The organism is Streptomyces sp. NPDC006259, assembly GCF_042870975.1.
GTDB lineage: Bacteria > Actinomycetota > Actinomycetes > Streptomycetales > Streptomycetaceae > Streptomyces.
In genome coordinates this window covers 92,933-119,634 of the sequence record NZ_JBIAHY010000003.1, presented here as the reverse complement: position 1 = coordinate 119,634, position 26,702 = coordinate 92,933, and the positions used below count along the sequence as shown (strand labels likewise).

Genomic DNA, 26,702 nt, shown 5'->3' with positions numbered 1-26,702 from the left:
TGGCCCGGGGCAAGCGCCGACGCCCGGCCGACGGGCCTGGAACCATCCCACCCCGTCCGACGTGCGGATATGTGAGTGCCTGGGATGGCACCGGGTCCGGACGGGCCACGGGGAGTACGACTGTGAGCACGACTTCGAGTACGACTTCGAGCACGACGACCAAGGCGGAGGAACGGTGTCGACCGGTGACGGCGCGGGCGAGGTCGCGGAGTTCGCGGCACTTCTGACGGAGCTGAAGGAACGCACGGGCCGGAGCTACGGCTCCCTGGCGCGCCGCCTGGGCATGAACACCTCTACGCTGCACCGCTACTGCGCCGGCGAGGCCGTCCCGCAGGATTTCGCTCCCGTCGAACGGCTCGCGCAGTTCAGCGGGGCGACACCGGAGGAACGACTCGAACTGCACCGCCGGTGGCTGCGGACGGTGGCGGTACGCCAGGCGGGACGACCTCGGGCGGGAGCGACGACGCCGACCGCGACGGCGACCGTGCCGGAGACGGGTCCGGCGGAGACAGGTCCGGCGGAGACGGGTCCGGCGGCCGCGCGGCACGAGCCGACCGGTGAGGCGGCGACGGCGGCCGGTGAGGCGGCGACGGCGGCCGAAGCCGGGGCGGCGGAGCCCGAGCCGCGCGCTGGGGCGGGGGCGCTCGTCGCGGCCGGCCCGGCGCAGGACCCGTTCGCGGAGGCGGAGCCGGCCGGTGGCGGGGAGGGGACCGCGACGGCGGACGCCGGCCGGGGCGACGGGGCCCTCCGGTCGACCGAGACCGAGACCGGGGGCGGGTCCGATTCGGTCGGCGGGCCGCGCCGGCCCTGGTACCGGCGTCGGCGTACCGCGCTGCTCGCCGCCGTCGCCTGCACGCTTGTCACGACGCTCGGCACCCTGTCCGCGCTCCCCGCCGACCGGCCGTCGGCCTCGCCCACGACCTCCGCCGCTCCGTCCGTCTCCGCGCCGGCCCGGACGACCGCCCCGGCGGCCCCCCGTCCTTCGCCGAGGGCGTCCCCGAGCCGCTCCCCCTCCCCCGCGCCCGGCAGCGCCTCGTCCGCGCCGGGCCCACGGGAGCCGTCCCGGTCCGCCCCCGCGGCCCCCGCCGACCCCGCGCCCCAGGACACGACGGTCCCCCTGAGCTGGACCGCCGACTCCCAGGCCTGGGCGCTCGGCTGCGGTCACGACTACGTCATCGCCGAGCCGCCCGCCAGGGTGGCGCCGCCCCCGGCCGCCCAGGACGCCGCGCCCTGGGCCACGTCCCAGGGCGCCGTGCACGGGCGTGAGACCGAGGTGGAGATCTCGGTGCAGGGCCGCGGCTCCACGGCCGTCGTCCTGACGGCGCTGCGCGTCCGCGTCGTCGGCCGCGCCGGCCTCACCCCCGGCAACGCGTACGCCATGGACCGGGGATGCGGCGGCTCGATCACCCCGCGGTACTTCGCCGTCGACCTCGACCGGGAGCGCCCGATCGCCCGCCCGGTCGCCGGCGACGACACCGGCACCACGATCCCGGCGGTCCGCATGCCCTACCGGGTGTCCGCCGAGAACCCGGAAGTACTCCTGGTCACCGCGCGCACGGAGGGCTGCGACTGCTCCTGGTACCTGGAACTCGACTGGTCCTCAGGGAGCCGCACCGGCACGGTCCGCGTCGACGACCACGGACGCCCGTTCCGCACCAGGAGCATCGCGGGCCTGCCCCGCTACGTGTACGACACCTCCGCGCGCCGGTGGACGCCCTACCGGTAGGAGCGTCAGGGACGCGGGACGTTGCGGAGGTTGGAACGGGCCATCTGGAGCATGCGGCCGACCCCGCCGTCCAGCACCATCTTCGAGGCGGACAGGGCGAACCCGGTCACCATCTCGGCGCTGATCTTCGGCGGGATGGACAGGGCGTTGGGATCGGTGACGATGTCGACGAGCGCCGGGCCCTTGTGCTTGAAGGCACTCTTGAGGGCACCGGCGAGATCCTTCGGTTTCTCCACGCGCACGCCGTACGCGCCGCAGGCACGGGCGACGGCGGCGAAGTCCGGGTTCTTGTTGGTGGTGCCGTGGGAGGGGAGCCCGGCGACCAGCATCTCCAACTCCACCATGCCGAGCGAGGAGTTGTTGAAGAGGACGACCTTCACCGGTAGGTCGTACTGGACGAGGGTGAGGAAGTCGCCCATCAGCATGGTGAATCCGCCGTCCCCGGACATCGACACGACCTGCCGCTCCCGGTCGGTGAACTGCGCGCCGATCGCCATGGGGAGGGCGTTCGCCATCGAGCCGTGGGAGAACGAGCCGATCACGCGGCGACGGCCGTTGGGCGTGATGTACCGCGCGGCCCAGACGTTGCACATGCCGGTGTCGACCGTGAAGACGGCGTCCTCGTCGGCGAGTTCGTCGAGCACGGACGCCACGTACTCGGGGTGGATGGGGACGTGCTTCTCCACCTTGCGGGTGTACGCCTTGACGACTCCTTCGAGGGCGTCGGCGTGCTTCTTCAGCATCTTGTCGAGGAAACGCCGGTTCTTCTTCTCCCGCACCCGCGGGATCAGACAGCGCAGGGTCTCGCGGACGTCGCCCCACACGGCGAGGTCGAGCTTGGAGCGCCGGCCCAGGTGCTCGGGCCGCACGTCGACCTGGGCGATCTTGACGTCGTCGGGCAGGAAGGCGTTATAGGGGAAGTCCGTTCCCAGCAGGATCAGCAGGTCGCACTCGTGGGTGGCCTCGTAGGCGGCGCCGTAACCGAGGAGGCCGCTCATCCCGACGTCGAACTTGTTGTCGTACTGGATCCATTCCTTTCCTCGCAGGGCGTGGCCGATCGGTGACTTGATCCTCTCCGCGAACTCCATCACCTCGGCGTGCGCGCCCGCCGTGCCGCTGCCGCAGAACAGGGTGACCTTGTCGGCCGCGTCGATCAGCCGGACGAGTTCGTCGATCTCGGCGTCTCCGGGGCGGACCGTGGGCCGGGAGGTGACGAGAGCGGTCTCCGCCGCCTTCTCGGGCGCGGGCTCGGCGGCGATGTCGCCGGGGAGGGAGACGACGCTGACGCCGCTGCGGCCGACGGCGTGCTGGATGGCCGTCTGGAGCAGCCTCGGCATCTGCTTCGGGTTGGAGATCAGCTCGCTGTAGTGGCTGCACTCCTGGAAGAGGCGGTCGGGGTGGGTCTCCTGGAAGTAGCTCAGGCCGATCTCGCTGGAGGGGATCTGGGAGGCGAGGGCGAGGACCGGTGCCATGGAGCGGTGGGCGTCGTACAAGCCGTTGATGAGGTGCAGGTTGCCCGGTCCGCAGGACCCGGCGCACGCCGCCAGCTTGCCGGTGACCTGCGCCTCGGCGCCCGCGGCGAACGCGGCGGTCTCCTCGTGGCGGACGTGCACCCAGTCGATGGCGGGGTTGCGACGGACGGCGTCGACCACCGGGTTGAGGCTGTCGCCGACGACGCCGTAGAGGCGTTCGACTCCGGCGCGGACGAGGATGTCGACGAACTGCTCGGCGACGTTCTGTTTGGCCATGGTGCTCATCTGCCCCTTCGGTCTCCGTTGATCCTTCGGATTCCTCCGGGTCCCATCCATTCACAGCGGACCGTCTCACGCCTCCCACACGGCGGCGGCCGTACGGTCGTCCGCGTACCCCTTGACCCTGGTGCCGGTGTCGGCGAGGAACGCGGCCAGACCCGGCGGGGGCTGCGCGGACCACCGGCGGGAGAGGTGGGCGAGGAGGTCGGGCTCGCCGCGCAGCGGTTCGGCGAGGCCGTCGGAGCACATCAGCAACGTGTCACCCGGGCGGGCGACGGAGGCCCGGAACCGGAAGGGTGCGCGGGCCGGTCCGGGGGCCGGCTCGTACGGGCTCGGCGGGGTCGGAATGCCGAAGTCCATGGTGAGCCGGTCGCCCTCGGGGGTCTCGGCGGGCAGCGCGCCGAAGCCGACGACCGGCTCGCCGGCGACCTCGCCGACCGGCGGCTCGATGTCCCGCCACTCACCGTCCCTGAGGCGGAAGAGGCCACCGGGTCCGACGCCGAAGAAGACCCGGACACGGCAGGCCGGATCGGCGGGCAGCAGCAGGCAGCGCAGGTCCGCCGCGTACTCCTCGGGGGCCAGGCCCTGTTCGGCGGCGCCGGCGCGGAGCCGGCCGAGACTACGGTCGGTGAGACGGTGCAGTCCCGACTTGAGGTCGCCCCTCCGGGCGGCCCTCATGTCCTCCGCGAGCCAGACGTGACTGCGGCCCACGGCCCGCCCGATCCAGCGGCACACCTCGGCGGCCGCCCGGTGCGCGCCCGGCGTGGCGCGGGCGCCGGTCGCCACCGCGACGAGGATCAGCGCCTGGTCGCCGCTGCCGAAGCGGGCGGTGAGCAGCGCGTCGCGGCGCGGCTCGCCCCGGTACCGGGCGGAGTCCCCGCGCACGGACGCGGCCCGCAGCGTGCAGGCCCCGTACCTGGCCCCGTCCAGCACGGTGTCCGGGACCGGATCGTCCAGCCCGTCCGGATCGGCGGCCGGCAGCGCGGTCGGCTCGGCGTCGTAGGTGGGCGGCCCGGACCCGAGATAGGGCCTCGCGGGGGGCGGCCCGTACGGCGCGGGTGGCTCGGCGGGGGCGTGCGGGGGTGCCGGAGGGCGTACCTGGGGTGGGGTGCCGGGAGGAAGGGGTGTGCCGCCGGCGGGCGAGGGTGGCGACTGCGGCGGGGCCTGCGGGGCGCCGGGGTGCGCCGGGGCCGGGGCGGTCCGGGCGGGGGGTGGCGTCTCGGGCGGGGACTGCGGGAGCGGTGGAGCCTGCGGCGGTGCCGGGGCGGTGCGCGCCGGCTCCGGGGGCGTACGGCCGTCCGGGGCGAGGCCCTGGGACGCCCGTTCGTCGAATCCCGGAGGCAGTGGGCCGGGCAGGAACGTCGTCGGTCCGGCGGGGTGGTCCGGCGGCGGCTCCCCGGGGGCGCTGTGCCGTACGGGGGGACGGTCGCCCGGGAGGGCTTCGGCGGTGCCGGCCGCCGAGGGCTGATCGCCCGTCGGCCGCTGCGCCCACCAGTCGGTCCGCTCGGCCGCCTCCCGGCGCGGCCCCGGCACGGACCCCGCCGACGTCGGCCGCGCCTCGCCCGGCGCGTCGGGCCGAACGGCGTCGGACGGGGCCGCGTCGGGTGGGACCGCGTCGGCCGGATCCGCGGGGAGACCAGCCGGCCCCGCGGTGCGCACCGTTCCCGCCGCCGACGCGAATCGGTCGTCCAGCGAGTCCGCGGCGGCCGCGGGTCCGGTGTCCTCGGTGGTGTCGTCGTACAACTGGCCCCACCAGTCGTCCTCGTGACCGGTGGGCCTTCCCCCCTGCTGGCTCATGCTCCCGATTGTCCACCGCGAGGGCCGTGGGAGAACGGGGCATCCGGAAAAACGCTGCGGAACCGGCGCGGGGAACAGCCGTGCGAGCGGTGGAGGGTGAGGGCCGCCGGGCGGTTCCACCCCCCACGGGAGAACCGCCCGGCGACTCCGGGTGATCCGGACCCACACCCCTGTGCGCCCCTGCGCGTGGTGAGCCCGGACCACGTCTCGACGCCACGGAGCCGGTCCGCCGTCGCGGCGGGCCCCGCTGTGCGCGGCCCGCCTCTGTGCGCGGCTTACCGGTGCGCGCGGCTTGCCGGTGCGCGCGGTCGGCCGGTGATCCGCTGCGGCGGACGATGGGGCCGCCGCGGATGATCACCGACACCGCCGTGGTCACCTTGGCAGAGTGACCGGCACCGGCGCGATGATGTACCGCGGCGGGATTGCGCCGCGGCGGTTTCCCGCCAGTCAGGGCACGCGGGTACGGGAGGGGCGGCAGATGCTGGAAGCGATCGGGCTCGACGACAGGCACGAGTCGGCGTACCGCGCGCTGGTGTCCGTGGGGGCCGCCGACGTGACGGATCTGGCGCGTCGGCTCGGGCTCGGTGAGCGGGACACCGAGGGGGCGCTGCGCCGGCTGGAGGGGCACGGGCTGGCGGCGCAGTCGTCGGGGCGGCCGGGCCGCTGGGTCGCGGCGCCGCCGGGTGTGGCGCTGGGCGCGCTGCTCACCCGGCAGCGGCACGAGCTGGAGCAGGCGGAGCTGGCGGCGGCGCTGCTCGCCGAGGAGTACCGGGCGGCGGCGGCCGAACCGTCGGTGCACGACCTGGTCGAGGTGGTCACGGGTGCGGCGGCGGTCTCCCAGCGTTTCCTCCAGATCCAGCTGGGCGCGACCGAGGAGGTGTGCGCGCTGGTCACGGGTACGCCCGTGGCGGTGACCGGCATGGAGAACGACGCGGAGGAGCAGGCGGCCGCCCGCGGGGTGCGCTACCGGGTGGTGCTGGAGCGCGCGGTCCTCGAGCAGCCGGACGGCATCACTGAGCTGACGGCCGCGCTGGACCGCGGCGAGCGGGTGCGGGTCGTGGACGAGGTGCCGACGAAGCTGGTCGTCGCGGACCGCTCGCTGGCGCTGGTGCCCTTGACCGTGCGCTCCGCGGAGCCCGCCGCGCTGGTGGTGCACGCCAGCGGGCTGCTGGAACTGCTGTCGGGCCTGTTCGAGTCGGTGTGGCGGCAGGCGCTGCCGCTGCGACTCGGTGAGCGTGGCGTCACGGAGGACGGTCCGGACGGTCCCGACGCCGCCGATCTGGAGATCCTGTCGCTGCTGCTGGCCGGCCTGACCGACGCGAGCGTCGCCAAACAGCTCGACGTGGGGCTGCGGACCGTACAGCGCCGGGTGCGCCGGCTGATGGAGCTGACCGGGGTGACGACCCGCCTCCAGCTGGGCTGGCAGGCGTACGAGCGCGGCTGGGTGACCCGGGAGCGCTGACCGGCGGCGCCGACCCTCTCGACCTGCCCCTTCCGCCCGCTTCCGGCAGGCTGGGCAGATGGGAGCGTGGGAACTCCTGCTGGTCGGCCTGGTCATCCTGCTCGGCCTGTGCGGAGTGCTGGTGCCCGGCCTGCCGGGATCGTGGCTGGTGTGGGCCGCGGTCCTGTGGTGGGCGCTGAAGGACCCCCAGCCGGTCGCCTGGCTGGTGCTGGTGGGTGCGACGGTCGCGCTGTTCCTGTCCCAGGTGGTGCGCTGGGTGCTGCCGCCGCGCCGGCTGAAGTCGAGCGGCGCCACCCGCCGGATGGCCGGCTACGCCGGTGCGGGCGCCCTCCTCGGGTTCTTCCTGGTGCCGGTGCTCGGCGCCGTCCCGGGGTTCCTGGGCGGCATCTACCTCTCCGAGCGGCTCCGCCTGGGCCGCCACGACGCGGCCCGCGCCTCCCTGCGCACGGTGATGCGGGCGGGCGGCTCCAGCATCCTCGCGGAACTCCTCACCTGCCTGCTGATCATGGGCGCCTGGCTGGGGGCCGTGCTCTGGGGCAGCCCCCGGTAGGCGCCGCCAGCCCCGAGCGCTCCCCGCGCCTGGCCCCGGAAGCCGCCGCGCCGCGCCCCGGACGCGTGGTCCGCCGCCGAGCGGCCGACACCGTCGGCCCGCAGGCAGAACCGGTGGGGCTTCCTCCACCCCCACCGCATCCACGGTCGCCGGGATCGGAGCGCGACGCTCCTACACCTCCCGGCTCACCGGCTTCCCGGCTCCATGAGCATCCCCGCCGGGGCTCCGGCGGCCTCGACCCCTTCCAGCGTCAGCAGCCGCACCTTGCGCTCCAGACCGCCCGCGTAGCCGGTCAGCGAGCCGTCGGCTCCGATGACGCGGTGGCAGGGCCGGACGATCAGCAGCGGGTTGGCGCCGATGGCCCCGCCGACGGCCCGTACGGCCGCCCGTGAGGCCCCGGCGCGGGCCGCGATCTCGCCGTACGTCGCGGTGGCGCCGTAGGGCACCGAGTCCAGGGCGGCCCAGACGCGCATCCGGAACGGCGTGCCCTCGGCGCGCGTCTCCAGCCGGAACTCCTTCAGGTCGGCGGCGAAGTAGGCGGCCAGCTGCTCCTTCGCGGCGCGGAAGGGCCCCGGGTCGCGCCGTTGGCCGTCCCGGACGGTCCGGCCGCCCTTCTGCCCCGGAACGGACAGCGAGGTCAGCACGCCGTCCGGGCCCGCGGTGAGGAGCAGGGGGCCGAGCGGGCTGTCGACGTCAGTGAAATACATGGGCTTCCTCCGCTGCACGCAGGTGGTGAAGGGCGTACGTCCGCCAGGGACGCCAGGTGTCGGGGACGCCGGCGCCGGGCGGCGCGACGTCGGGGTCGCCGAGGGCGCGGGCCCGGATCGCCGCCACCGTACGCGCGTCCAGGCCGGGCACGGCGAGCAGCGCCTCCTCGGCGTCGTCCCGGTCGACGCCGGGGTCGAGCCGTACGGTGCCGTCGGCGAGAGCGGTGGCGAGCCGGCCCAGGACGCCGGCGCTGTCGGCGAGGGCGGCCGGTTCGGGGAAGAGGTGGGTGAGGCCGCCGCAGGGCGCGTCCAGCGTCTTGCCGTGGGCACGCACCAGGTGCCCCGCCTCGGCAGGGCCCACCAGCGCGCGCACCGCGTACTCCTCCGGGTCGGCGGCGCCGGGCGCGCGCAGTCCGGGCCGGGCGGCGACGAGTGGGGCGAGCCGCGGGTGCGCGCCGAGCCGCTCGTCGACGGCGTACGGGTCGGCGTCGAGGTCGAACAGCCGGCGCAGCCGCTGGACGGCGGTGGTCAGGTCACGCGGGTCGGTGAGGCCGAGGCGCGCGTCGAGCCAGCCGCCGGGGTGGACGGCGGTGCCCGGGCCGTGACCCGGCCGTTCCCGGACGGCGACGACGCCGGTGCCGTACGGGAGGCGGAGGGTGCGGCGGTAGGTGCGGCCGCCCGGCGGACCGCTCACCTCCTCCACACCGGCCACGGCCTCCCGTTCGAGCAGGTCGAACACCGGAGCGGGCTGGTAGGGGCCCCGGTGGGCGAGCCGCAGCGGGATCCCGGCTCCCGGTGCGGCCGTGCGGTCCCGGCGGGGGGCGGCGGCCCGCAGTTGGGTCGGGGTGGCGGCGTACACGGCGCGGATCGTGTCGTTGAACTGGCGGACGCTGGCGAAGCCGGAGGCGAAGGCGATCTCCGTGACCGGCAGGCCGGTCGTCCGCAGCAGCACCCGAGCGGTGTGCGCGCGCTGCGCGCGGGCGAGCGCGACGGGCCCCGCGCCGAGTTCGGCGGTGAGCTGGCGCTGCACCTGACGGGCGCTGTATCCGAGGCGCACGGCGAGCCCGGCGACGCCCTCGCGGTCGACGACCCCGTCCCCGATCAGCCGCATGGCGCGGCCCACGACGTCGGCGCGCACGTTCCACTCGGCGGACCCCGGGCTGGCGTCCGGACGACACCGCCGGCAGGCCCGGAAACCCGAGCCCTGCGCGGCGGCGGCCGTCGCGAAGAACCGTACGTTGCGGCGCTTCGGGGTCACGGCGGGGCAGCTGGGCCGGCAGTAGATGCCGGTCGTCTCGACGGCGAAGTAGAACGCGCCGTCGAACCGGGCGTCCCGGCTGCGAACCGCCTCGTACCTGCTCTCCTCGTCCATCACGGACCCCAGTCTTCGCCCGCACGGAGAATGCCGCTAGCGGAAATCGGACGTGACGGTACGGTCCCCGGCCGGTTCCCGCTCACCGGTACGGACCGGGCGCGAGACCGGACCGGGGCCGAACCGGGCGCCAGACCGGGAGGCGGAACCTCGCCGGGCAGGGCCGACCTGGACGGGCGGGACGGTGCCCACACGTGGCCGAGCACGGCCGACCAGGAAGGGCGATGCCGGACTGGCGAGGCCGAGCGGACTGGACGGGGCCGCCGGACAAGGCGGAGCGGGGCAGACCGGACCGAGCCGAGCCGCTCAGGGAAGGCGGGGAGAGTAGACCGGACCGAGCCGCACCGGGCGAACCTGGCCGGGCAGGACCGGCTCGGGGCGGGCGGGACGATGTCCGGACGGGCCCGGCCTCGTGGCCGGGCCCGCTCACCCGCTCAGGGAGCCCCCCTACCTCACCCCACCGCACCCGCACGGCGACGCCGCCCCGTTCGGCGTGCCTGCGCCCTCGGCGTGCCTGCGCCCTCGGCGTGCCTGCGCCCTCGGCGGCACGGTGGCTCGGTCCGGCCGCGGTGCCCCGCGTTCACCACTCGCCCGCGCGCTTGGCGCGCCCGGCGGCCCGCCCGGCCGCCTGCTTGCGTTTCCCGTCCTGGCGGACGTCGCCACGGAGCCGGGCGTCGGACTTGGCGACGATCCACCGGTTCTCCCGGACGAGCTTGCGGTAGCTCTCCAGCCGCCGGACCGGCAGGTCGCCGTTGTCCGCGGCCGCGAGTACCGCGCAGCCCGGCTCGCGCTCGTGGGCGCAGTCCTGGAAACGGCAGCCGCGGGCGAACTCCTCGATCTCGGCGAACACCTGGCCGACGCCGCGCCCCGCGTCCCACAGCCCGACGCCGCGCAGTCCGGGCGTGTCGATGAGGACGCCTCCGCCGGGCAGCGGCAGCAGGTTGCGGGTGGTCGTGGTGTGCCGCCCCTTGCCGTCCATGTCGCGGGTGGCCCGCACGTCCATGACGTCCTCGCCGACGAGCGCGTTGGCGAGGGTCGACTTGCCCGCGCCGGACGCTCCCAGCAGCACGGACGTGCCCCGGCCGAGGAGCGCGGCCAGCTCCCCGACACCGTGCCCGGCCAGGGCGCTGGCGGTGAGCACCGGCACGCCGGGCGCGCTTTTCCGGACGTCCTGGACGAGGTGGGCGAGCGTGGCGGGGTCGGTGACGAGGTCCGCCTTGGTGAGGACGACGACGGGCTGGGCGCCGGACTCCCAGGCCAGCGCCAGGAACCGTTCGACCCGTCCGAGGTCGAGTTCGACGGCGAGCGACAGGGCGACGATCGCGTGGTCGACGTTGGCCGCGAGGATCTGCCCCTCGGACCGCTTGGAGGAGGTGGAGCGCACGAAGGCGGTGCGGCGCGGCAGGTACGCCCGTACGTAGCGCGGGCTGCCGTCCGTGTCGACGGCGACCCAGTCTCCGGTGCACACGACGCGCAGGGGGTCGTGCGGGGTGACGAAGGCGGTGTCCGCGCGGACGGTGCCGTCATCGGTGACGACGTCGCACTGCCCGCGGTCGACGCGGACGACACGGCCGGGCAGCAGACCCCGCTCGGCGTGTACGGCGAACTCGGCCGCCCATCCCTCGTCCCAGCCGTAGGGGGCGAGCGGGTGGGACGGATCCGGGGAGGTGGAGAGGTTCAAGACAGACCCTTCACAGGGGCGGTCCCGGCGGCGCGCCCAGGGCGCGCCGAAGCTCGTGTGGTCAGCCGGGGACCGCTGAGGTGCGGTGGACGAACGTCTGGTGGCTGCGGACAGCACCCGTCTTGGCGACAGTCATCGGTCACACCTCCTGTATCCGTGTCGTGGGCGCCCTGTACGTCATGTGCGCCGGGCACGTCGTGCGCGTCGTCCGGGTCACGCCGGTGGCGGCCGGGAAGCCCGGTCAGGATAGGAGCGCGCCGACGGCCGACGCCATCGGTTTTCCCCGGCCCGTACCGTCCCGCCGCTACGGGTTCGCGTCACCTGTGACACGCGTCTCGCCACCTGGCCGATGACTTCCGCGTCTCCCTCAGGTCATCAGTGCGCCATCCCGCCGCAGGAAAGGACGCGACACCCATGAGCGCTCCCGTGAAAGGTCCCGCCGGCCATTTCCCCTCGATCGAGAAGAAGTACGGCCGGCCGGTCGCCGAGTGGCAGCGGCTGATCCGCAGCTCGCCGCTGGCACGGCACGGGGAACTGGTCGCCTGGCTCAAGTCCGAGCACGGTCTCGGCCACGGCCACGCCAACGCCCTCGTGGCGCACACCCTCGCGGAGGACGCCGACCGCTGAACCGTCCGTCCCGTGGGACACCCGGGCGAGCCGGGGGCGGGAAGGCATGGCCGCGCCGCCGGGGGGAAGCCGCATGGCACGGGCGGAGTGACGCCGCCCGAGCCGCCGGACGGGGGTAGGCTGCATGGTCGGAGAAGCGCCGTCCTCCGTCCACGCCACGCGAGGACGAAGCAGACGGTCGGCGACCGCGGAGGAGACCGAGTGTGGATGGCACGCGCGACTGGGGTAACCCCGCTCACGCGCACGGCAATGCCGTGCTGGAGGTGAGCCCGTTGTCCGGTCGTGCCGGAATCCGCGTCAGTGGTGAGATCAACATGACCACCCGCCCGTCCTGGGAGGGCGCGCTGGCCGAACTGGCCCGACGACACGCGGACGTGTCCTACGTGGAACTCTCCCACGTGCGCTTCGTCGACGTGGCAGGCGTGTCCGCGCTCGCCGTCACCGCGATGAACCTGCCGGGTGGACGGGTCGTCGTAGAGTCCCCTCCCCCGCAACTGCCGCGCGTGCTGGCTCTGTTCTGGCCGACGCTGCATGGGATCGAGGTGGCGCCGTGATGATGCCGACAGCCGACGAGAAGTTCGTCCATCCGGCGCTGTTCTACCGCACCGGACAGGACTACGCCGACCACACGGTCACCTTCGTCCGGGAGGGCTTGACCCTCGGTGAACCGGTCGCGGTGGCCGTGCCCGGCCCCAACCTGGGGATCATCAGGGACGAACTGGGCCCGGACGCCGAGGATGTCCTCCTCCTGGACATGACCGACGCCGGCCGCAACCCCGGACGGATCATCCCGGGCGTCCTGCGCGCCTTCGCCGACGCCCATCCGCACTCGCGGGTGCGGATCATCGGCGAGCCGATCTGGGCCGGCCGCACCTCCGTCGAGTACCCGGCGTGCGCGCAGCACGAGGCGCTGATCAACGCGGCCTTCGAGGGCCGGGCGGCCACGATCCTGTGCCCGTACGACGAGAGCCGCCTGGACGACGAGGTGCTCGCCGACGCACGGATCACCCATCCCACCCTCATCGCCGGGGGCCGTGAGCGGACCAGCGAGGCCTACGACTGGCGGGCCGTGGTGGACCGTTACAACGAGGCGCTCACCCCCGCGCCGGACGCCGCCGTCTTCTCCTTCGGCTCCGCCGAACTCCCCGACGCCCGCCACTTCGCCGTGGACCGGGCCGCACAGCTGGGCCTGGCCGGGCAGCGGCTCCAGGACACGGAACTGGCCGTCGCGGAGCTGACGACCAACAGCGTGATCCACGGCGGCGGCCAGGGCGTGCTGCGGATCTGGGCCGAGGCGGGGCAGGTCGTGTGCGAGGTCCGCGACCAGGGCCGGCTGGCCGACCCGCTGGCCGGCCGCAGGCCGCCGGAACGCGGTCAGATCGGCGGCCGCGGCCTGATGCTGGTGCACTACGTGTCCGACCTGGTGCGTCTGCACACGGCACCGGACGGCACGGCCGTACGGTTCTACGTCGGCCTGTAGAGGTCCCCCCCCCCTTCCCGCGCTGACGTCCGCTCAGAAGGGGCCGCGCGCGGCCCTGTCGGCGACCACGACCCCGAAGAAACGTCACGCCTGCCGGGATTGGGAAGATTGTCCGTTTAGCATCTAGGAGCCCGCGCCGCGGGCTCCGGCCGCCGAGGCCGCAGACGCCCCCTGATCCTCACGGGAGCCGAGCCCCATGCGTCCGACCGGCCGTCACCGAACCCCGCTGCTCCCCGGCTCCGCCGCCCCCCGGCACGCCGCGCTCCTCCACGGCCCCGAACCGCACGCCGCCGCCCGGCACTTCGGCCGCCGCCGCTTCCTGACCCTCACCGCCGCCGCGGCGGCCCTCGCCTTCGCCACCCAGGCACCCGCCAGGGGCGCCGCGGCGGCCGGCCGGCTCGACCCGGCGAGGATCTCCGAGGATCCCTTCACCCTGGGCGTCGCCTCCGGTGACCCGCTGCCCGACTCGGTGGTCCTGTGGACGCGGATCGCTCCGGAGCCGTACGCGCCCGGCGGGGGGCTCGCCGGCCAGAGCGTCGCGGTGCAGTGGGAGCTGGCGCACGACGAGCGCTTCGGCCTGGTGGTGCGCGGCGGGACCGCCCTCGCCCTGCCCGAGTACAACCACACCGTGCACGTGGACGTCACCGGCCTGGACGCGGGACGGCCGTACTACTACCGGTTCAGGACGGGCGCCTGGATCAGCGAGACCGGCCGCACCCGCACCGCGCCCGCCCCCGGCGCCGCCCCCGGCTCGCTCGCCTTCGCGGCCGTGTCCTGCCAGGCGTACCACGACGGGTACTTCACGGCGCACCGGCACCTCGCGCAGGAGGACATCGACGTGGTGTTCCACCTCGGGGACTACCTGTACGAGTACCCGGTGAACTCCGTCGGCGGGGCGCGCGCCTACGCGGACCGGGTGCTGCCCGCGGTGTTCGACCGGGAGACGCTCACCCTGGAGGACTACCGGCTGCGGTACGCCCTCTACAAGAGCGATCCCGACCTGCGCGCCGCGCACGCCGCCCACCCCTTCGTCGTCGCCTGGGACGACCACGAGACCGAGAACAACTACGCCGGCGCCGTCGACGAGCACGGCAGCCCGCCCGCCGAGTTCCTGCTGCGGCGGGCCGCCGCCTACCGGGCGTACTGGGAGCACCAGCCGCTGCGCGCCGACCGGTCGCCGGTCGGGCCCGACATGCCGTTGTACCGGCGTCTGCACTGGGGTTCGCTCGCGCAGTTCGACATTCTCGACACCCGCCAGTACCGCTCCGACCAGGCGTACGGCGACGTCCAGCACCCACCCGGCCCGGAGTCGGACGATCCGGCGCGCACCATGACCGGCGCGGCGCAGGAACGCTGGCTGCTGGACGGCTGGCGGGCGTCCGACGCGGTGTGGAACGTGATGCCGCAACAGGTCTGCTTCTCCCAGCGCAGACTCTCCCTCGACGCGCAGGCGAAGATGTCGATGGACGCCTGGGACGGCTACCGCGCCTCCCGCGGCCGCCTCCTGACGGGGGCGCGGGCGGCGGGGGTGAGCAACCTGGTCGTGCTGACCGGCGACGTCCATGTGGGCTACGCCTTCGACATCAAGGCCGACTTCGACGACCCGGACTCGACAACGGTCGGCACCGAGATCGTGGCCACGTCCGTCGCCAGCGGCAAGGACGGCACCGAGCGGCCCGCCAACTGGCAGACCTACCTCACGGCCAACCCGCATCTGCGCTTCTACGACGGCCGGCGCGGCTACGTCCGGGTGGAGCTGACCCCGGACGCGGCCCGCGCCGACTTCAGGACGCTGGCGGCGGTGACCACCCCGGGGTCCCCCGTCTCCACGGCGGCGTCCTTCGTCACGGAGGCGGGCAACCCGGGCCTGACACCGGTGTGACGCGGCGGCGCCGCCCGGCGATCACGGCGGACGGCGCCGCCGGGCGTGACGGCGGACGGAGTCGCCGAACGGTGTCGCCGGAAGGTCAGGACAGGGTGCAGGTCTCGCCGTTCAGGCTGAAGGCGTACGGTGCCGTGTTCTTGTTCTGCCAGGAGGCGAGGAAGCCGAAGGAGAGGCTGCCGTCCGCCGGGACGTCCTTGTTGTAGTCGGCGGCGGAGGCGGTGACCCGCGAACCGTTCTGGGCGACGCTCGCGTCCCACATCTGGTCGACCCGCTGACCGTCCCGGAAGGACCAGGAGACCCGCCAGGAGTCCAGCGCCTCGGTGGTGGTCACGGTGACGGTGGCCTGGAAGCCGTCGGGCCACTGGTTGACGAGGTCGTACGCCACCTGGCAGGCCGCCGTGCGGGCGGCGGGCGAGGAGGTGCCCTGGGGTTCCGGATCGGTCCGGGTCGTGGCCGAGGGGGTACCGCTGCCGGAGGGCTTCGGGGAGCCGGGGGCGGTGCCGGTGCCCGTGCCGGTCGACGACGGTGAGGTGCCGGGCGCGGCGGACGACCCGGACGGGTTGCCGGGGCCGGCCACCGGCGTGCTGTCGGTGGGGAGGCCGCCCCGCGCGTCGACGTCGCTGTCGCCGAACGGCATCAGCGACACGGCGAGGGCCAGCGCGGAGACCAGGACCGCGGCGACGAGCAGCCCGTTGCGCAGGGTGCGCGCCTTGTTCGCGGCCGGGTCGCCCCACTCGCCGTCCGGGTCGGGCGCGGCGGGGCGGCCCGCGCCCATCCGCACCTCGGCGGCGCGGCGGCGGCGCTCCAGATAGGCCAGTCCGCCCCAGCCGATCACGCCCTGGGCCAGCGCCGCGGGCAGCCCGCCGCCGTGCAGCCGCAGACACGCCGCGGCCTCCGCGCACTCCACGCAGGTGGCGAGGTGGCGGGAGAGGTCCTCGGGCGTCTCGGCGACGGGCGAGCGGGTGACGGCGTCGAGGAGCCGGACGTAGCTGCGGCACTCGGCGTCCATCGGCGTGTCGAGATGGTTGCGGTGGCAGCGGTCCCGGAACAGTCCTCGGACCTGGTTGAGTTCCTCCATCGCGGCGGCCGGGTCCAGCCCCTGCCGGCGGGCGACGGCGCGCGGCGGCAGCGCCTCCACCTCGGCCAGCCACAGCAGCGCGGCGTCCGGCTCCTGCATGTCGCGCAGCCCGCGCAGGGCGATGGGCCGGCGCAGGGGCGGTCCCGTGTAGCGCGCGGCCTTCTCGGAGTTCAGCCACAGGCGCAGGTCGGGGTCGAGTTTGTGGCCCTGCCCCTGGACCTCCCAGGCGGCGGCCGTGGTGCGTACGGCGGTCAGCAGCAGGGGGATCCGGGGCAGCCGGGACGCCCGGCGGCCGGCCGCCTGCCGGGTGCCGTCCTCGGCCGCACGGGCCTCGCGGATGCCGAGCGCGAACGCCTCGCGGGCCAGTTGGTTGGCCGCAATGGAACCGGAGGTGCACAGGTCGGCGTACGACAGGACGGCGTCCCAGCACTCCGAGAAGAGCGCGGCCTCGGCGGCGTCCTTGGGGGTCGGCAGGTCGGGCATGAGTCTCCGGCATCCACAAGCAAGGTCAACTCGACATGTCGGCAATGGAGTTGGGGGAACCTCGCGGCAGAGGCAGAGCTTTTCACGACTCTCGCACAACTGACAAGCGCCCTGTTCAGATGTCAGAACAGGGCGGTCCGCGCCCTCACGACCGGGCCTCTCGGCCTCCAGTACGGGCGCGGACCGCCCTGCGACTCAATGCGGTGGAACCTTTTTCCGGGCGCGGTTCCCTCAGACGGTCGAGGGGCCGGCCGCCGTGGCCGAGGGCTGGTTCGCCGGCAGGCTGTCCATGAAGGAGCTGACGGAGAAGACCGCGCGGCCGGGGCCGGGCGGGCCGTAGCCGGGCGGCGAGGCGAGGCCGAACTCGTCCATCGTGGCCCGGTAGGCCTCCAGCAGACGGATGTGGTATTCCAGCGGCGCGCCCTGCGGGTTGGCCTTGCCGAGCGGGGTGGTCGGCTCCGGGCACCAGGTCGTGAAGCGCGGGGTGATGCCGTGCGACATGAAGAAACGCAGGCCCTCGGTGGTGGACGCGATCGCCTCGTCCACGGTGGTGAAACCGAACGGCTCGGCCATCTCCACGCCGGCGACGAAGTTGGGGATGACGTTGCGCGCGCCGAAGATCTCCGCCGAGTCGAGGATGCGCTTGTGCCACTCGTCGCGGCCGACGTAACGCTCCTTGCCCGGGCAGTACAGCTCGAACAGGCGGCGGTCCCACACCTCGTAGTTGGGGTGGTAGATCTGGACGCCGTGGTCCTTGAAGCGCTGCACGTCGTCGCGCGGGAGGGCCTGCGCGACGACCTTGCCGATCCAGCGGCCCGGGAAGCGCTCCTCGATGGCCTTGGCGTAGTGGCCGTAGAAGTCGGCCTCGTCGCGCCCGGCGACCGTCCTGGTGATGGCGCCGCCGGTGAGCGTGTAGGCGGTGGAGACCTTCGCGGTGTCGTAACGGTCGATGATCTCCAGGGCTTCGAGGACCTCCTCGACGTCCTTGACTCCTGTATACGGTCGACCGGCGGCCTTGTGCTGGCGCCAGTTGTGGTTGATGTCGCAGTACTGGCACTCCTCCTTGGCGCCGAAGTACTGGCAGACCCGGAAGACGGTCAGGTAGATCAGATAGCCCCACTGGATGGTGGGGGCGACCTCCATCACGGACTTCCCGTTGGAGAGCTTGTGCCGGTAGTACTCGGGCATCGGCGGCACCCCGACGTCGGAGATCCGCTTCCCGTCGAGGTAGAGGCCGAGCATGCCGTCCTCGTCGGCCGCCACCCGGTACGGCGAGGCGGGGTTCACCCGGACCGAGACGACCGTGCGCCGCAGGTCGTAGGGGCCGCCGGTGAGGATGATCTCCTCCGGCGGGCGGCGCAGCGCGGCCTCGCCCAGCTCCGGGAGGGTGCCGTGGTCGAAGGAGAAGATGAAGTACGACTTCGGCTTGACCTCACCGCCCTCGTTGTCGCTGAGCGCGGAGGGGTCGAAGGCGACGCCCCCGCGCAGCAGGTCCTCCTTGAACACGGCCTCCCGCGGCACCTGCGGAAACCGCCTCATCAGATCCTCGACCAGCGCGGTACGGCTGCCCATCGTCTCTCCTCCCGGCTCAGGCGTACGACTCCTCACGGTATGCCCCTGCTCGCGCGGGGGTGGGGGCGGGGGCCCTGTGTCGGGGGCAGGGTAGGTTCCACCTGGGAATTCCTGGTTCTCGATCTCCTGGGGAGGGCGACCGCATGGCCGAGACCGTGACCAACTGGGCGGGCAACATCACGTACACCGCCAAGGAGCTGCACCGTCCTGCCTCGCTGGACGAGCTGCGCTCGCTGGTGGCGTCGAGCGAGCGGGTGCGGGTGCTGGGCAGCGGGCACTCCTTCAACGCGATCGCCGAGCCGGGCGCGGACGGGGTGCTGCTGTCGCTGGGCGCGCTGCCCGCCGAGGTCGAGGTGGACGCCGCGGCGCGGACCGCGCGGGTCGGCGGCGGGGTGCGGTACGCCGAGCTGGCCCGGCGGGTCCACGCGCACGGGCTGGCGCTGCCGAACATGGCCTCGCTGCCGCACATCTCGGTGGCCGGCTCGGTGGCGACCGGCACCCACGGGTCGGGGGTGGGCAACGGCCCCCTCGCGGCGCCGGTGCGGGAGGTGGAGATCGTCACGGCGGACGGGTCGACGGTCGTGATCGGGCGGGGGGACGAGCGGTTCGGCGGGGCCGTCACCTCGCTGGGCGCCCTCGGTGTCGTCACCGCGCTCACCCTCGACCTGGAGCCGGCCTTCGAGGTCGAGCAGCATCTGTTCACCGAGCTGCCCCTGGAGGGGCTGGACTTCGAGGCCGTCGCCGCGGCCGCGTACAGCGTGAGCCTGTTCACCGACTGGCGGGCGCCCGGGTTCCGGCAGGTGTGGCTCAAGCGGCGCACCGACCAGCCCCTGGCCGGTTTCCCGTCGGCGGCGCCCGCCACCGAGGCACTGCATCCGGTGCCGGGGATGTCCGCGGTCAACTGCACGGAGCAGTTCGGGGTGCCGGGGCCGTGGCACGAGCGGTTGCCGCACTTCCGCGCGGAGTTCACACCGAGCAGCGGGAACGAGTTGCAGAGCGAGTATCTGCTGCCGCGGGAGCACGCCGCCGACATCCTGTACGCGATCGACGGTATCCGGGAGACGGTCGCCTCCGTACTGCAGATCTGCGAGGTGCGCACGATCGCCGCCGACGAGCAGTGGCTGAGCCCCGCCCACGGGCGGGACTCCGTCGCCGTGCACTTCACGTGGGTGGACGACACGGCCGCCGTACTCCCGGTGGTGCGGGCGCTGGAGGCGGCGCTGCGGCCGTTCGGGCCCCGGCCGCACTGGGGGAAGGTGTACGAGATACCCGCCGCCGTGGTGCGCGGACGGTATCCGCGGATCGACGACTTCCGGGCGCTGGTCCGGGAACTGGATCCGGCCGGGACGTTCACCAACGCCTTCGTGCGGGACGTTCTCGACGCGTGAACCACCTGAGCCCGGGCTTTGTCCAGCCCCTTTCCTAAGACCTTGTCGAACCGTCCCACGCGCCATAACCTGGCGCCGCGCCGACGCCGTCCCGGCCCGGGCACGTCGGCATCTCGGCATCTCGGCATCTCGGTGTATCGGCACATCGACACATCGGCACATCCGTGCACCTGGTGCACGGGCACGCCGTCACGGAAGAGAGGGGGCTCTCCGGTGAAGCGCACCTCGCGTGACATCCGCACCGCCAACCGCTACGAGGTGCTGCGCCAGATCATCGCCAGGTCCCCGACCTCCCGACAGGAGCTGGCCGCGGCCACCGGCCTCAGCCTCGCCACCGTCGCCACCCTGGTCGGCGAGCTGCTCGACCTGCGCATGATCACGGAGGTCGGCTTCGAGGACTCGGCGGGCGGCCGGCCCCGTGGTCTGGTGGCGGTCAACGCCACGGGGGGCGCGCTGATCGGCGTGGACATCGCGGAGACGTACGTCCATGTCGAGCTGTTCGACCTCGCGCTGAACGTGCTGGCCCGCGCCGAGAAGGACATCCGGCCCGGCGAGAGCCGCCCGGAGCAGGTCGTCGCCCACGTCGCGGCGGCCGCGGGCTCGGTCGTCGCGCAGGCGGGCGTCGAGGCGGCCCGTGTCCTCGGCGTGGGCGTGAGCGTGCCGGGGCAGGTGGACCGGGAGACCGGGATCGCCGAGTACGCGCCCAACTGGGACTGGCACGACGTGCCGTTGCTCGACCTGCTCCGCGAGCACATCGCGTATCCCCTGTACCTGGACAATCCGCTGCGGGCCTGCGCGGTGGCCGAGCTGTGGTTCGGTGCCGCGCGCGGACGCGGGGACGCCGTCGTAGTCAACCTCGGCACCGGGGTCGGCGCGGGGCTGGTGCTGGGCGGCGGACTGCACCGGGGGGTGAGCAACAGCGCCGGCGAGTGGGGGCACACCACGCTCGTGCTCGACGGGCGGCTGTGCCACTGCGGCAACCACGGCTGCGTGGAGACGTACGTCGGGGCGCCCGGGATCATGCGCAATCTCGCGGATCTGAGCCCGGGCAGCGCGCTGCTGCGCCCCGATGACCAGACCGCCACCGTCGAGGCCCTGGCCCGCGCGGTCGCCGACGGCGACCCGGTGGCCGTCGAGGTGGTCCGCGACACCGCCCGCTATCTGGCCGCCGGCATCGCCGACCTGGTCAACCTGCTCAACCCGGAGGTCGTCGTGCTGAGCAGCTGGGTCGCCGCGCGGCTCGGCGAGCCCCTCCTGGACGAGGTGCGCGAGGCGGTCGCCCGGCATGCGCTGCGGCGCCCGCTGGCCGCCACGGAGATCGTCCTCTCCCCGATCCCCACCGATCCGGTCTGCCTGGGCGCGGCGACGTTCGCCCTGGAAGGGGCGCTGTCGTCGGTGGGGCAACGGAGCACGCGACGCGAGGCGAGCGGCAGGATCCGTACGGCACCGTCCGCCTGAGGGAGCGGGGGCGCCCGCCGGGGGGGCGGAAGGGCGAGCGGCCCTCGGCGTCCGGCCCGCGGACGCACACCATGCTTCGAAAGACTCCGGACTTCGCCCCACCATGCCTCGAGAAGACTCCGGACTTCGCCCAACCCCTTGCCGAAGCCTTTGCCGAAGGTTAACGTCCCGCTCCGCACCCCTTCGAGCCCTTGGCGCCGCGCCCGGGGCCGGACAAGGAGACCGATGTCTTTGCGCACCTCCCCCACTCCCGGCGCAGCCCGAGCGGCGGGTCCTCCCTCGGCCGTCCGCTACGTCGAGGACGTGTCACCGGGCTCCGGGGCCCTCCCGCCCCGCGCCTGGTACGCGTCGTCCGACGCCACGTCTCTCTCCCTGAACGGCAGTTGGCGCTTTCGTCTGTCGGCCACGGCCGACGCGCAGGACGAGTCGTTCGCCGCGGCGGGGTACGACGCCGCGGACTGGGCCGAGGTCGCCGTCCCCGGTCACTGGGTCCTCCAGGGTCACGGCTCCCCCGTCTACACCAACCACCTCTACCCCTTCCCGGTCGACCCGCCGCGGGTGCCGACCGAGAACCCCACGGGTGACCACCTGCGGGTCTTCGACCTGCCCGAGGACTGGCCCGCCCCGGCCGAAGGCGGCGCGGTCCTGCGCTTCGACGGGGTGGAGTCCTGTGCCCGGGTCTGGCTGAACGGCACGGACATCGGCGAGTTCAAGGGCTCGCGGCTGCCGCACGAGTTCGCGGTCGGCCATCTGCTCAGGCCCGCGGGCAATGTGCTGGCGGTCCGCGTGCACCAGTGGTCGGCGGGTTCGTACCTGGAGGACCAGGACCAGTGGTGGCTGCCGGGCATCTTCCGTGACGTGACGCTGCTGCACCGCCCGGCGGGCAGCGCGCTCGACTTCTTCGTACACGCCTCCTACGACCATGTGACGGGCGAGGGCACCCTGCGCGTCGACTCCGACGTCGACGGGCGGGTGACCGTGCCCGCCCTGGACATCGATGTCGCCACGGGCGAGCCGGTGACGGTCCCCGTCGAGCCGTGGAGTGCGGAGACGCCCCGGCTCTACGACGGCGAGCTGGCGACCGAGGGCGAGCGGATCCCGCTGCGCGTCGGTTTCCGCACCGTCGCCCTGGAGGACGGCCTGATCAAGGTGAACGGCACCGCCGTGCTGTTCAAGGGCGTCAACCGGCACGAGTGGCATCCCGTGCGGGGTCGCGCGCTCGACCTGGAGACGATGCGCGAGGACGTGCTGCTGATGAAGCGGCACAACATCAACGCCGTCCGCACCTCCCACTACCCGCCGCACCCCGCCTTCCTCGACCTGTGCGACGAGTACGGCCTGTGGGTGATCGACGAGTGCGACCTGGAGACCCACGGCTTCGTCGAACAGGACTGGCGCGACAACCCCGTCGACGACGACCGCTGGACCCCCGCCCTCCTCGACCGCGCCGCCCGCATGGTCGAGCGGGACAAGAACCATCCGTCGGTGGTGATCTGGTCGCTGGGCAACGAGGCCGGCACCGGCCGCGGCCTGACCGCCATGGCCGAGTGGATCCACGGCCGTGACACCTCGCGCCTCGTCCACTACGAGGGTGACCTCGACTGCCGTGACACCGACATGTACTCGCGGATGTACGCCTTCCACGACGAGGTCGAGCGCATAGGCCGGGGCCTGGACGGCGGCACGGCGAGGCGGCGCCGACTGCCGTTCATCCTGTGCGAGTACGGCCACGCCATGGGCAACGGCCCCGGCGGACTCGCCGACTACCAGCGGCTGTTCGAGGCGCACGAGCGGCTCCAGGGCGGCTTCGTCTGGGAGTGGATCGACCACGGCATCGAGGACGGCCGCTACGGCTACGCGTACGGCGGCGACTTCGGGGAGGAGCTGCACGACGGGAACTTCGTCTGCGACGGCCTGCTCTTCCCGGACCGCACCCCCTCCCCCGGGCTCGTCGAGTTCAAGAAGGTGATCGAGCCGGTCCGGATCGGGGGCGACGGCGCCGACGGCACCGTGCGGATCACCAACGGCCATGATTTCGCCGACCTCTCCTCGCTCGCCTTCGAGTGGTCGTACCAGGTGGACGGCGAGAGCGTCGGGACCGGAGTGCTGGACGTGCCGCCGCTGGCCCCCGGCGAGTCGGCCGACGTGGAGCTGCCGGAGCCGCCGGTGGACGCGCGGGGCGCCGAGTCGTGGTGGACCGTGCGGGCGCTGCTGGCGGCCGACACCGCGTGGGCGGCGAAGGGGCACCAGGTGGCGTGGGGACAGTTCGCGGCGGCCGCCGCCCGGCCGCGCCCGGCCGTCGTCCCGGCCCGCGCCCAGGTGGCCGGCGACCGGCTGATCACCCTCGGCCCGGGCGCCTTCGACGCCCGCACCGGCGCGCTGACGTCGATCGGCGGAGTGTCCGTGGAGGGACTGCGCCTCGATGTGTGGCGGGCGCCCACCGACAACGACGACGGCGCCGAGTGGCAGTCGGACACCCGCTACGCGACGCTGTGGCGCCGGCTGGGCCTGCACCGCATGCGCCACCGCCTGGACGGTGTCGAGGTGGACGACGACGCGTTGACGGTGCGGACCCGGGTGGCGCCCGCCGCCCGCGAGGTCGGACTCGCCACCGTGTACCGCTGGACGTCCGACGGCAGCCGGCTGAGGCTGACGGTGTCGGTGACGCCGGAAGGCGACTGGACGCTGCCGCTGCCCCGGCTGGGCATCCGCTTCGGACTCGCCGGGGCCGACCGGGTGACCTGGTTCGGCGGCGGGCCCGGCGAGGCGTATCCGGACACCCGGGCGGCGTCGATGGTCGGCCGCTGGCAGTCGACCGTGGACGATCTCCAGACGCCGTACGTCCGCCCGCAGGAGAACGGCGCCCGCGCCGACGTCCGCTGGGCGGAGATCGGCGGACTGCGCGTCGAGGGCGACCCGGAGTTCTGGTTCAGCGCCCGGCGCTGGACGAACGAACAGCTCGACGCGGCCCGCCACCGCACCGACCTGGTGCCCGGCCCGACCGTGTGGGTCAATCTCGACCACGGGCAGCACGGCATCGGCTCGCAGTCCTGCGGTCCGGGCCCGCTGCCGCGGTACTTCCTGAACGCCGGTCCCGCCGAGTTCTCCTTCGTGTTCGCGGAAACCGACTGAGCCGGCCCGCCGAGCGGTCTCGCGCCCCGGGTCCCGCAGGAGAGCGGGAGACGGGGCGCGGGGTCGGCGGTCGCCGGGTCGCCGGGTCGCCGGGCGCCGGGTCGCCGGGTCGCCGGTCGACGGAAACGGTCGGCGGTCGGCGGTCGGCGGTCGGCGGTCGGCGGTCGGCGGACGCCGGACGCCGGACGCCGCTCGGCGGAAACGCTCGGCGGAAACGGTCGGCGGTCGCCCGGACGACGGTCGCCGGGTCGCCGGGTCGCCGGGTCGCCGGGTCGCCGGGTCGCCGGGTCGCCGGGTCGCCGGGTCGCCGGGTCGCCGGGTCGCCGGGTCGCCGGAAACGGTCGGCGGTCGGCCGTCGGCGGTCGGCCGTCGGCGGTCGGCGGTTGACGGTCGCCCGGACGCCGGACGCCGATCGGCGGTCGCCCGGACGCCGCTCGACGGTCGGCGGTCGCTCGGACGACGGCGGGCCTGGAACCCCGGCGTCCCCTACAGCGCGACCGGGCCGCCGGCCCGCCGGGACGCCACCTCAGCCGCTCCCGCCGCCCCTGGTCGCCGGGTGCGCCGGGTGCATCGGCCAGCCGCCGGCGGCGCCGACCCTCTGCAATCCGCGCGTCAGGGGGTCGCTTCGGGCTCCGCGAACGGCACCGGGGTGCCGCCCACGACGGGCATCACGGCGAGCACCGGCCCACCGCTTCCGCCGCCGCGGAAACACCTGATGGTGCGCCACCAGCCGCGCGGCGGACGCCGGTCGGCCGGACACGCGCAACACCGTGACACGGTCGACCGCGGACACCGACAGCACCTCCACCACCGGTCATCGTGCCGCGCAGCCGGTCCGCCCCGCGCGGTACAGCACCACGGGCCCACGGCGTCCGGGGCGCCCTCGGTCACCTCGTACCCCACGTGGCCCGCAGGCGGGTTAGTAGCCGCCCCGGGTGATGTCGACGGATCCGGAGACGGCGGCTCGCCTCGTCTCCCACTGTTCCCTCAACCGCCCTTTGCCGTCACACTGATCGCCATCGAACCTGAGCAGCGTTCACCTTTCCAGCAGTCCGCCCCGACCGGGAGACACCCCCACATGAGACGACGACTCCTCGGCACCCTCGCGGCCTCCGCGCTGGCCCTCACCGGCCTCGCGGGCACGGGCGCGACACCGGCCGCGGCCGCCACCTCCGCCGCGACGGCCACCACCGGTTCGTTCAACGTGCTCACCTACAACGTGGCGGGCCTGCCCGAAGGGCTGAGTTCGGGCCACCCCCAGACCAACACCCCGCTGATCTCACCGAGGTTGGGGGCGTACGACATCGTCAACGTCCAGGAGGACTTCAACTACCACGCGGCCCTGTACGCGGGCGACAACCACCCCTACCGGACCGCGACGAGCGGCGGCGTACCCTTCGGCGACGGCATCAACACCCTCTCCGACCACGCCTTCGAGGACTTCGAGCGGGTGCGGTGGAACACCTGCACGGGCACCAACTGCCTCACCCCGAAGGGCTTCTCGCTCGCGCGTGTACGGCTCGCCGAAGGCGTCTTCCTCGACCTGTACAACGTGCACACCAACGCCGACTCCGCGGACGACGCGATGGCCGCCCGACGCGCCAACATCGAGCAGCTGTCGGACTTCATCCAGGCCAACTCCTCCGGCAACGCGGTGCTCGTGATGGGGGACACCAACACCCGCTACACCCGCGCCCAGGACAACATCCGCACCCTCGTCACCGAGAACGGGCTCACCGACCCCTGGGTGAAGCTCGTCAAGGGCGGTACGCCGCCGGCCCAGGGCGCGGACCCCCTGCTCTGCCCGACGACGGCCCCGACGAACGACTGCGAGGTGGTCGACAAGATCCTCTACCGCGGCAGCAGGCTCCTGTCGCTCGACGCCACCCGCTACCAGAACGCGTGGGCGTCCTTCCTCGACTCCGCGGGCGGCAACCTCTCCGACCACTTCCCCCACACGGTGGACTTCTCCTACACCCTCAACCCCACCCTGCGGGCGAGCGACTTCGTCGGCGGCCCCCACGGTACGGCCTTCACCGAGGCGGACGACCTGCCGGCCACACCGGCTCCCCGCACCCTGACACTGCGCGGCGGCTCCCGCGTGGACGCCGTCTCCCTGACCCACGACGGCGGTACGACCCTCACGCACGGCGGCACCGGCGGCACGGCCACCACACTGACCCTGGCGGCGGGCGAACACCTCACCTCCGCCGTACTGACGCAGGGTCAGAAGGACGGACGCACCCGCGTCTTCTCGGCGTCCTTCACGACCGACAGGGGCCGCACCCTGGCGACGGGTACGGCGACCGCCGACACGAGGACCTTCACCGCCCCGTCCGGCTGGCAGATCGTCGGCTTCACGGGCCGCGCGGGGTCCGAGGTGGACAAGCTGGGCGTGGTCTACGCACCGATCGGCTGAGCCCGTGGCGGGGGCGCCACCCACGCCCGGTGCAGGTGGCGCCCCGGCCCGTCTCGTCGTCCGGGCCGGCCCCCGCCGCGAGCGGTGCGGCGGCCCGGGCCGCTCCCGCCCCGGCCCCGGGAAGACCCGTCGCG

Annotated in this window: 18 protein-coding genes; 11 read left to right on the top strand and 7 right to left on the bottom strand. The window is 74.0% G+C overall.

All coding sequences use genetic code 11. From position 1 onward, the window contains the following. The first annotated feature begins 61 nt into the window (after positions 1–61). Positions 62–1,726, top strand: coding sequence for a helix-turn-helix domain-containing protein (locus ACFYO5_RS11975; protein ID WP_388707417.1), 1,665 nt, complete (start codon positions 62–64; stop codon positions 1,724–1,726). 5 nt (positions 1,727–1,731) lie between these two features. Here ACFYO5_RS11975 and ACFYO5_RS11970 read toward each other — a convergent pair whose 3' ends face one another. Together ACFYO5_RS11970 and ACFYO5_RS11965 are read right to left on the bottom strand one after the other, a co-directional pair. Further along, positions 1,732–3,474, bottom strand: a complete 1,743-nt coding sequence (locus ACFYO5_RS11970; RefSeq protein ID WP_388709189.1) for a pyruvate dehydrogenase — start codon at positions 3,472–3,474, stop codon at positions 1,732–1,734. 75 nt (positions 3,475–3,549) lie between these two features. Further along, on the bottom strand, positions 3,550–5,274 hold the full coding sequence (locus ACFYO5_RS11965) for a protein phosphatase 2C domain-containing protein (protein WP_388707414.1): 1,725 nt from the start codon (positions 5,272–5,274) through the stop codon (positions 3,550–3,552). A gap of 478 nt (positions 5,275–5,752) precedes the next feature. On the opposite strand from ACFYO5_RS11965, the gene ACFYO5_RS11960 reads away from it, so the two are divergent. Both ACFYO5_RS11960 and ACFYO5_RS11955 read left to right on the top strand, forming a co-directional pair. Beyond that, positions 5,753–6,736, top strand: a complete 984-nt coding sequence (locus tag ACFYO5_RS11960) for a helix-turn-helix domain-containing protein (protein WP_388707411.1) — start codon at positions 5,753–5,755, stop codon at positions 6,734–6,736. A gap of 58 nt (positions 6,737–6,794) precedes the next feature. Continuing rightward, the gene (locus ACFYO5_RS11955) at positions 6,795–7,286 is read left to right on the top strand and encodes a DUF456 domain-containing protein (RefSeq protein ID WP_356562546.1); all 492 of its coding nucleotides are present in this window, start codon (positions 6,795–6,797) and stop codon (positions 7,284–7,286) included. A 185-nt stretch (positions 7,287–7,471) separates the two neighbouring features. Here the strand turns inward: ACFYO5_RS11955 and ACFYO5_RS11950 are convergent, their stop codons facing one another. From ACFYO5_RS11950 to rsgA, 3 genes are all read right to left on the bottom strand, one after another. Beyond that, positions 7,472–7,993, bottom strand: a complete 522-nt coding sequence (locus ACFYO5_RS11950; protein WP_388707409.1) for a methylated-DNA--[protein]-cysteine S-methyltransferase — start codon at positions 7,991–7,993, stop codon at positions 7,472–7,474. Beyond that, the gene (locus tag ACFYO5_RS11945; protein ID WP_388709187.1) at positions 7,980–9,365 is read right to left on the bottom strand and encodes a DNA-3-methyladenine glycosylase 2 family protein; all 1,386 of its coding nucleotides are present in this window, start codon (positions 9,363–9,365) and stop codon (positions 7,980–7,982) included. Before ACFYO5_RS11945 ends, ACFYO5_RS11950 begins: the two co-directional genes overlap by 14 nt. A 580-nt stretch (positions 9,366–9,945) precedes the next feature. Further along, positions 9,946–11,046: a ribosome small subunit-dependent GTPase A gene (gene rsgA / locus ACFYO5_RS11940; protein ID WP_388707407.1), complete on the bottom strand. Its 1,101-nt coding sequence runs from the start codon at positions 11,044–11,046 to the stop codon at positions 9,946–9,948. A 414-nt stretch (positions 11,047–11,460) separates the two neighbouring features. On the opposite strand from rsgA, the gene ACFYO5_RS11935 reads away from it, so the two are divergent. From ACFYO5_RS11935 to ACFYO5_RS11920, 4 genes are all read left to right on the top strand, one after another. After that, on the top strand, positions 11,461–11,673 hold the full coding sequence (locus ACFYO5_RS11935; protein ID WP_388707405.1) for a DUF4287 domain-containing protein: 213 nt from the start codon (positions 11,461–11,463) through the stop codon (positions 11,671–11,673). A 203-nt stretch (positions 11,674–11,876) separates the two neighbouring features. Beyond that, positions 11,877–12,227: an STAS domain-containing protein gene (locus ACFYO5_RS11930; RefSeq protein WP_356562539.1), complete on the top strand. Its 351-nt coding sequence runs from the start codon at positions 11,877–11,879 to the stop codon at positions 12,225–12,227. Between the two features lie 2 nt (positions 12,228–12,229). Continuing rightward, positions 12,230–13,153, top strand: a complete 924-nt coding sequence (locus ACFYO5_RS11925; protein WP_388709185.1) for an anti-sigma factor RsbA family regulatory protein — start codon at positions 12,230–12,232, stop codon at positions 13,151–13,153. 196 nt (positions 13,154–13,349) lie between these two features. Next, positions 13,350–15,035, top strand: coding sequence for an alkaline phosphatase D family protein (locus ACFYO5_RS11920; protein ID WP_388707402.1), 1,686 nt, complete (start codon positions 13,350–13,352; stop codon positions 15,033–15,035). A gap of 85 nt (positions 15,036–15,120) precedes the next feature. Here ACFYO5_RS11920 and ACFYO5_RS11915 read toward each other — a convergent pair whose 3' ends face one another. Then, positions 15,121–16,599 carry a cellulose binding domain-containing protein gene (locus tag ACFYO5_RS11915; protein WP_388707399.1) on the bottom strand — a complete coding sequence of 493 codons (1,479 nt, stop codon included), beginning with the start codon at positions 16,597–16,599 and terminating at the stop codon, positions 15,121–15,123. 231 nt (positions 16,600–16,830) lie between these two features. Further along, on the bottom strand, positions 16,831–18,171 hold the full coding sequence (locus tag ACFYO5_RS11910; protein WP_388707396.1) for a radical SAM protein: 1,341 nt from the start codon (positions 18,169–18,171) through the stop codon (positions 16,831–16,833). A gap of 143 nt (positions 18,172–18,314) precedes the next feature. On the opposite strand from ACFYO5_RS11910, the gene ACFYO5_RS11905 reads away from it, so the two are divergent. The 4 genes from ACFYO5_RS11905 (at position 18,315) to ACFYO5_RS11890 (ending at position 26,568) form a co-directional block, all read left to right on the top strand. Beyond that, positions 18,315–19,559: an FAD-binding protein gene (locus ACFYO5_RS11905; RefSeq protein WP_388707394.1), complete on the top strand. Its 1,245-nt coding sequence runs from the start codon at positions 18,315–18,317 to the stop codon at positions 19,557–19,559. Between the two features lie 213 nt (positions 19,560–19,772). Further along, positions 19,773–21,017, top strand: a complete 1,245-nt coding sequence (locus ACFYO5_RS11900) for an ROK family protein (protein WP_388707391.1) — start codon at positions 19,773–19,775, stop codon at positions 21,015–21,017. A gap of 225 nt (positions 21,018–21,242) precedes the next feature. Beyond that, positions 21,243–24,149 carry a glycoside hydrolase family 2 TIM barrel-domain containing protein gene (locus ACFYO5_RS11895; protein WP_388707389.1) on the top strand — a complete coding sequence of 969 codons (2,907 nt, stop codon included), beginning with the start codon at positions 21,243–21,245 and terminating at the stop codon, positions 24,147–24,149. A 1,078-nt stretch (positions 24,150–25,227) separates the two neighbouring features. Then, entirely contained in the window at positions 25,228–26,568 is a 1,341-nt protein-coding gene (locus ACFYO5_RS11890; protein ID WP_388707386.1) for a jacalin-like lectin, read from the top strand. Positions 26,569–26,702: the final 134 nt, after the last annotated feature.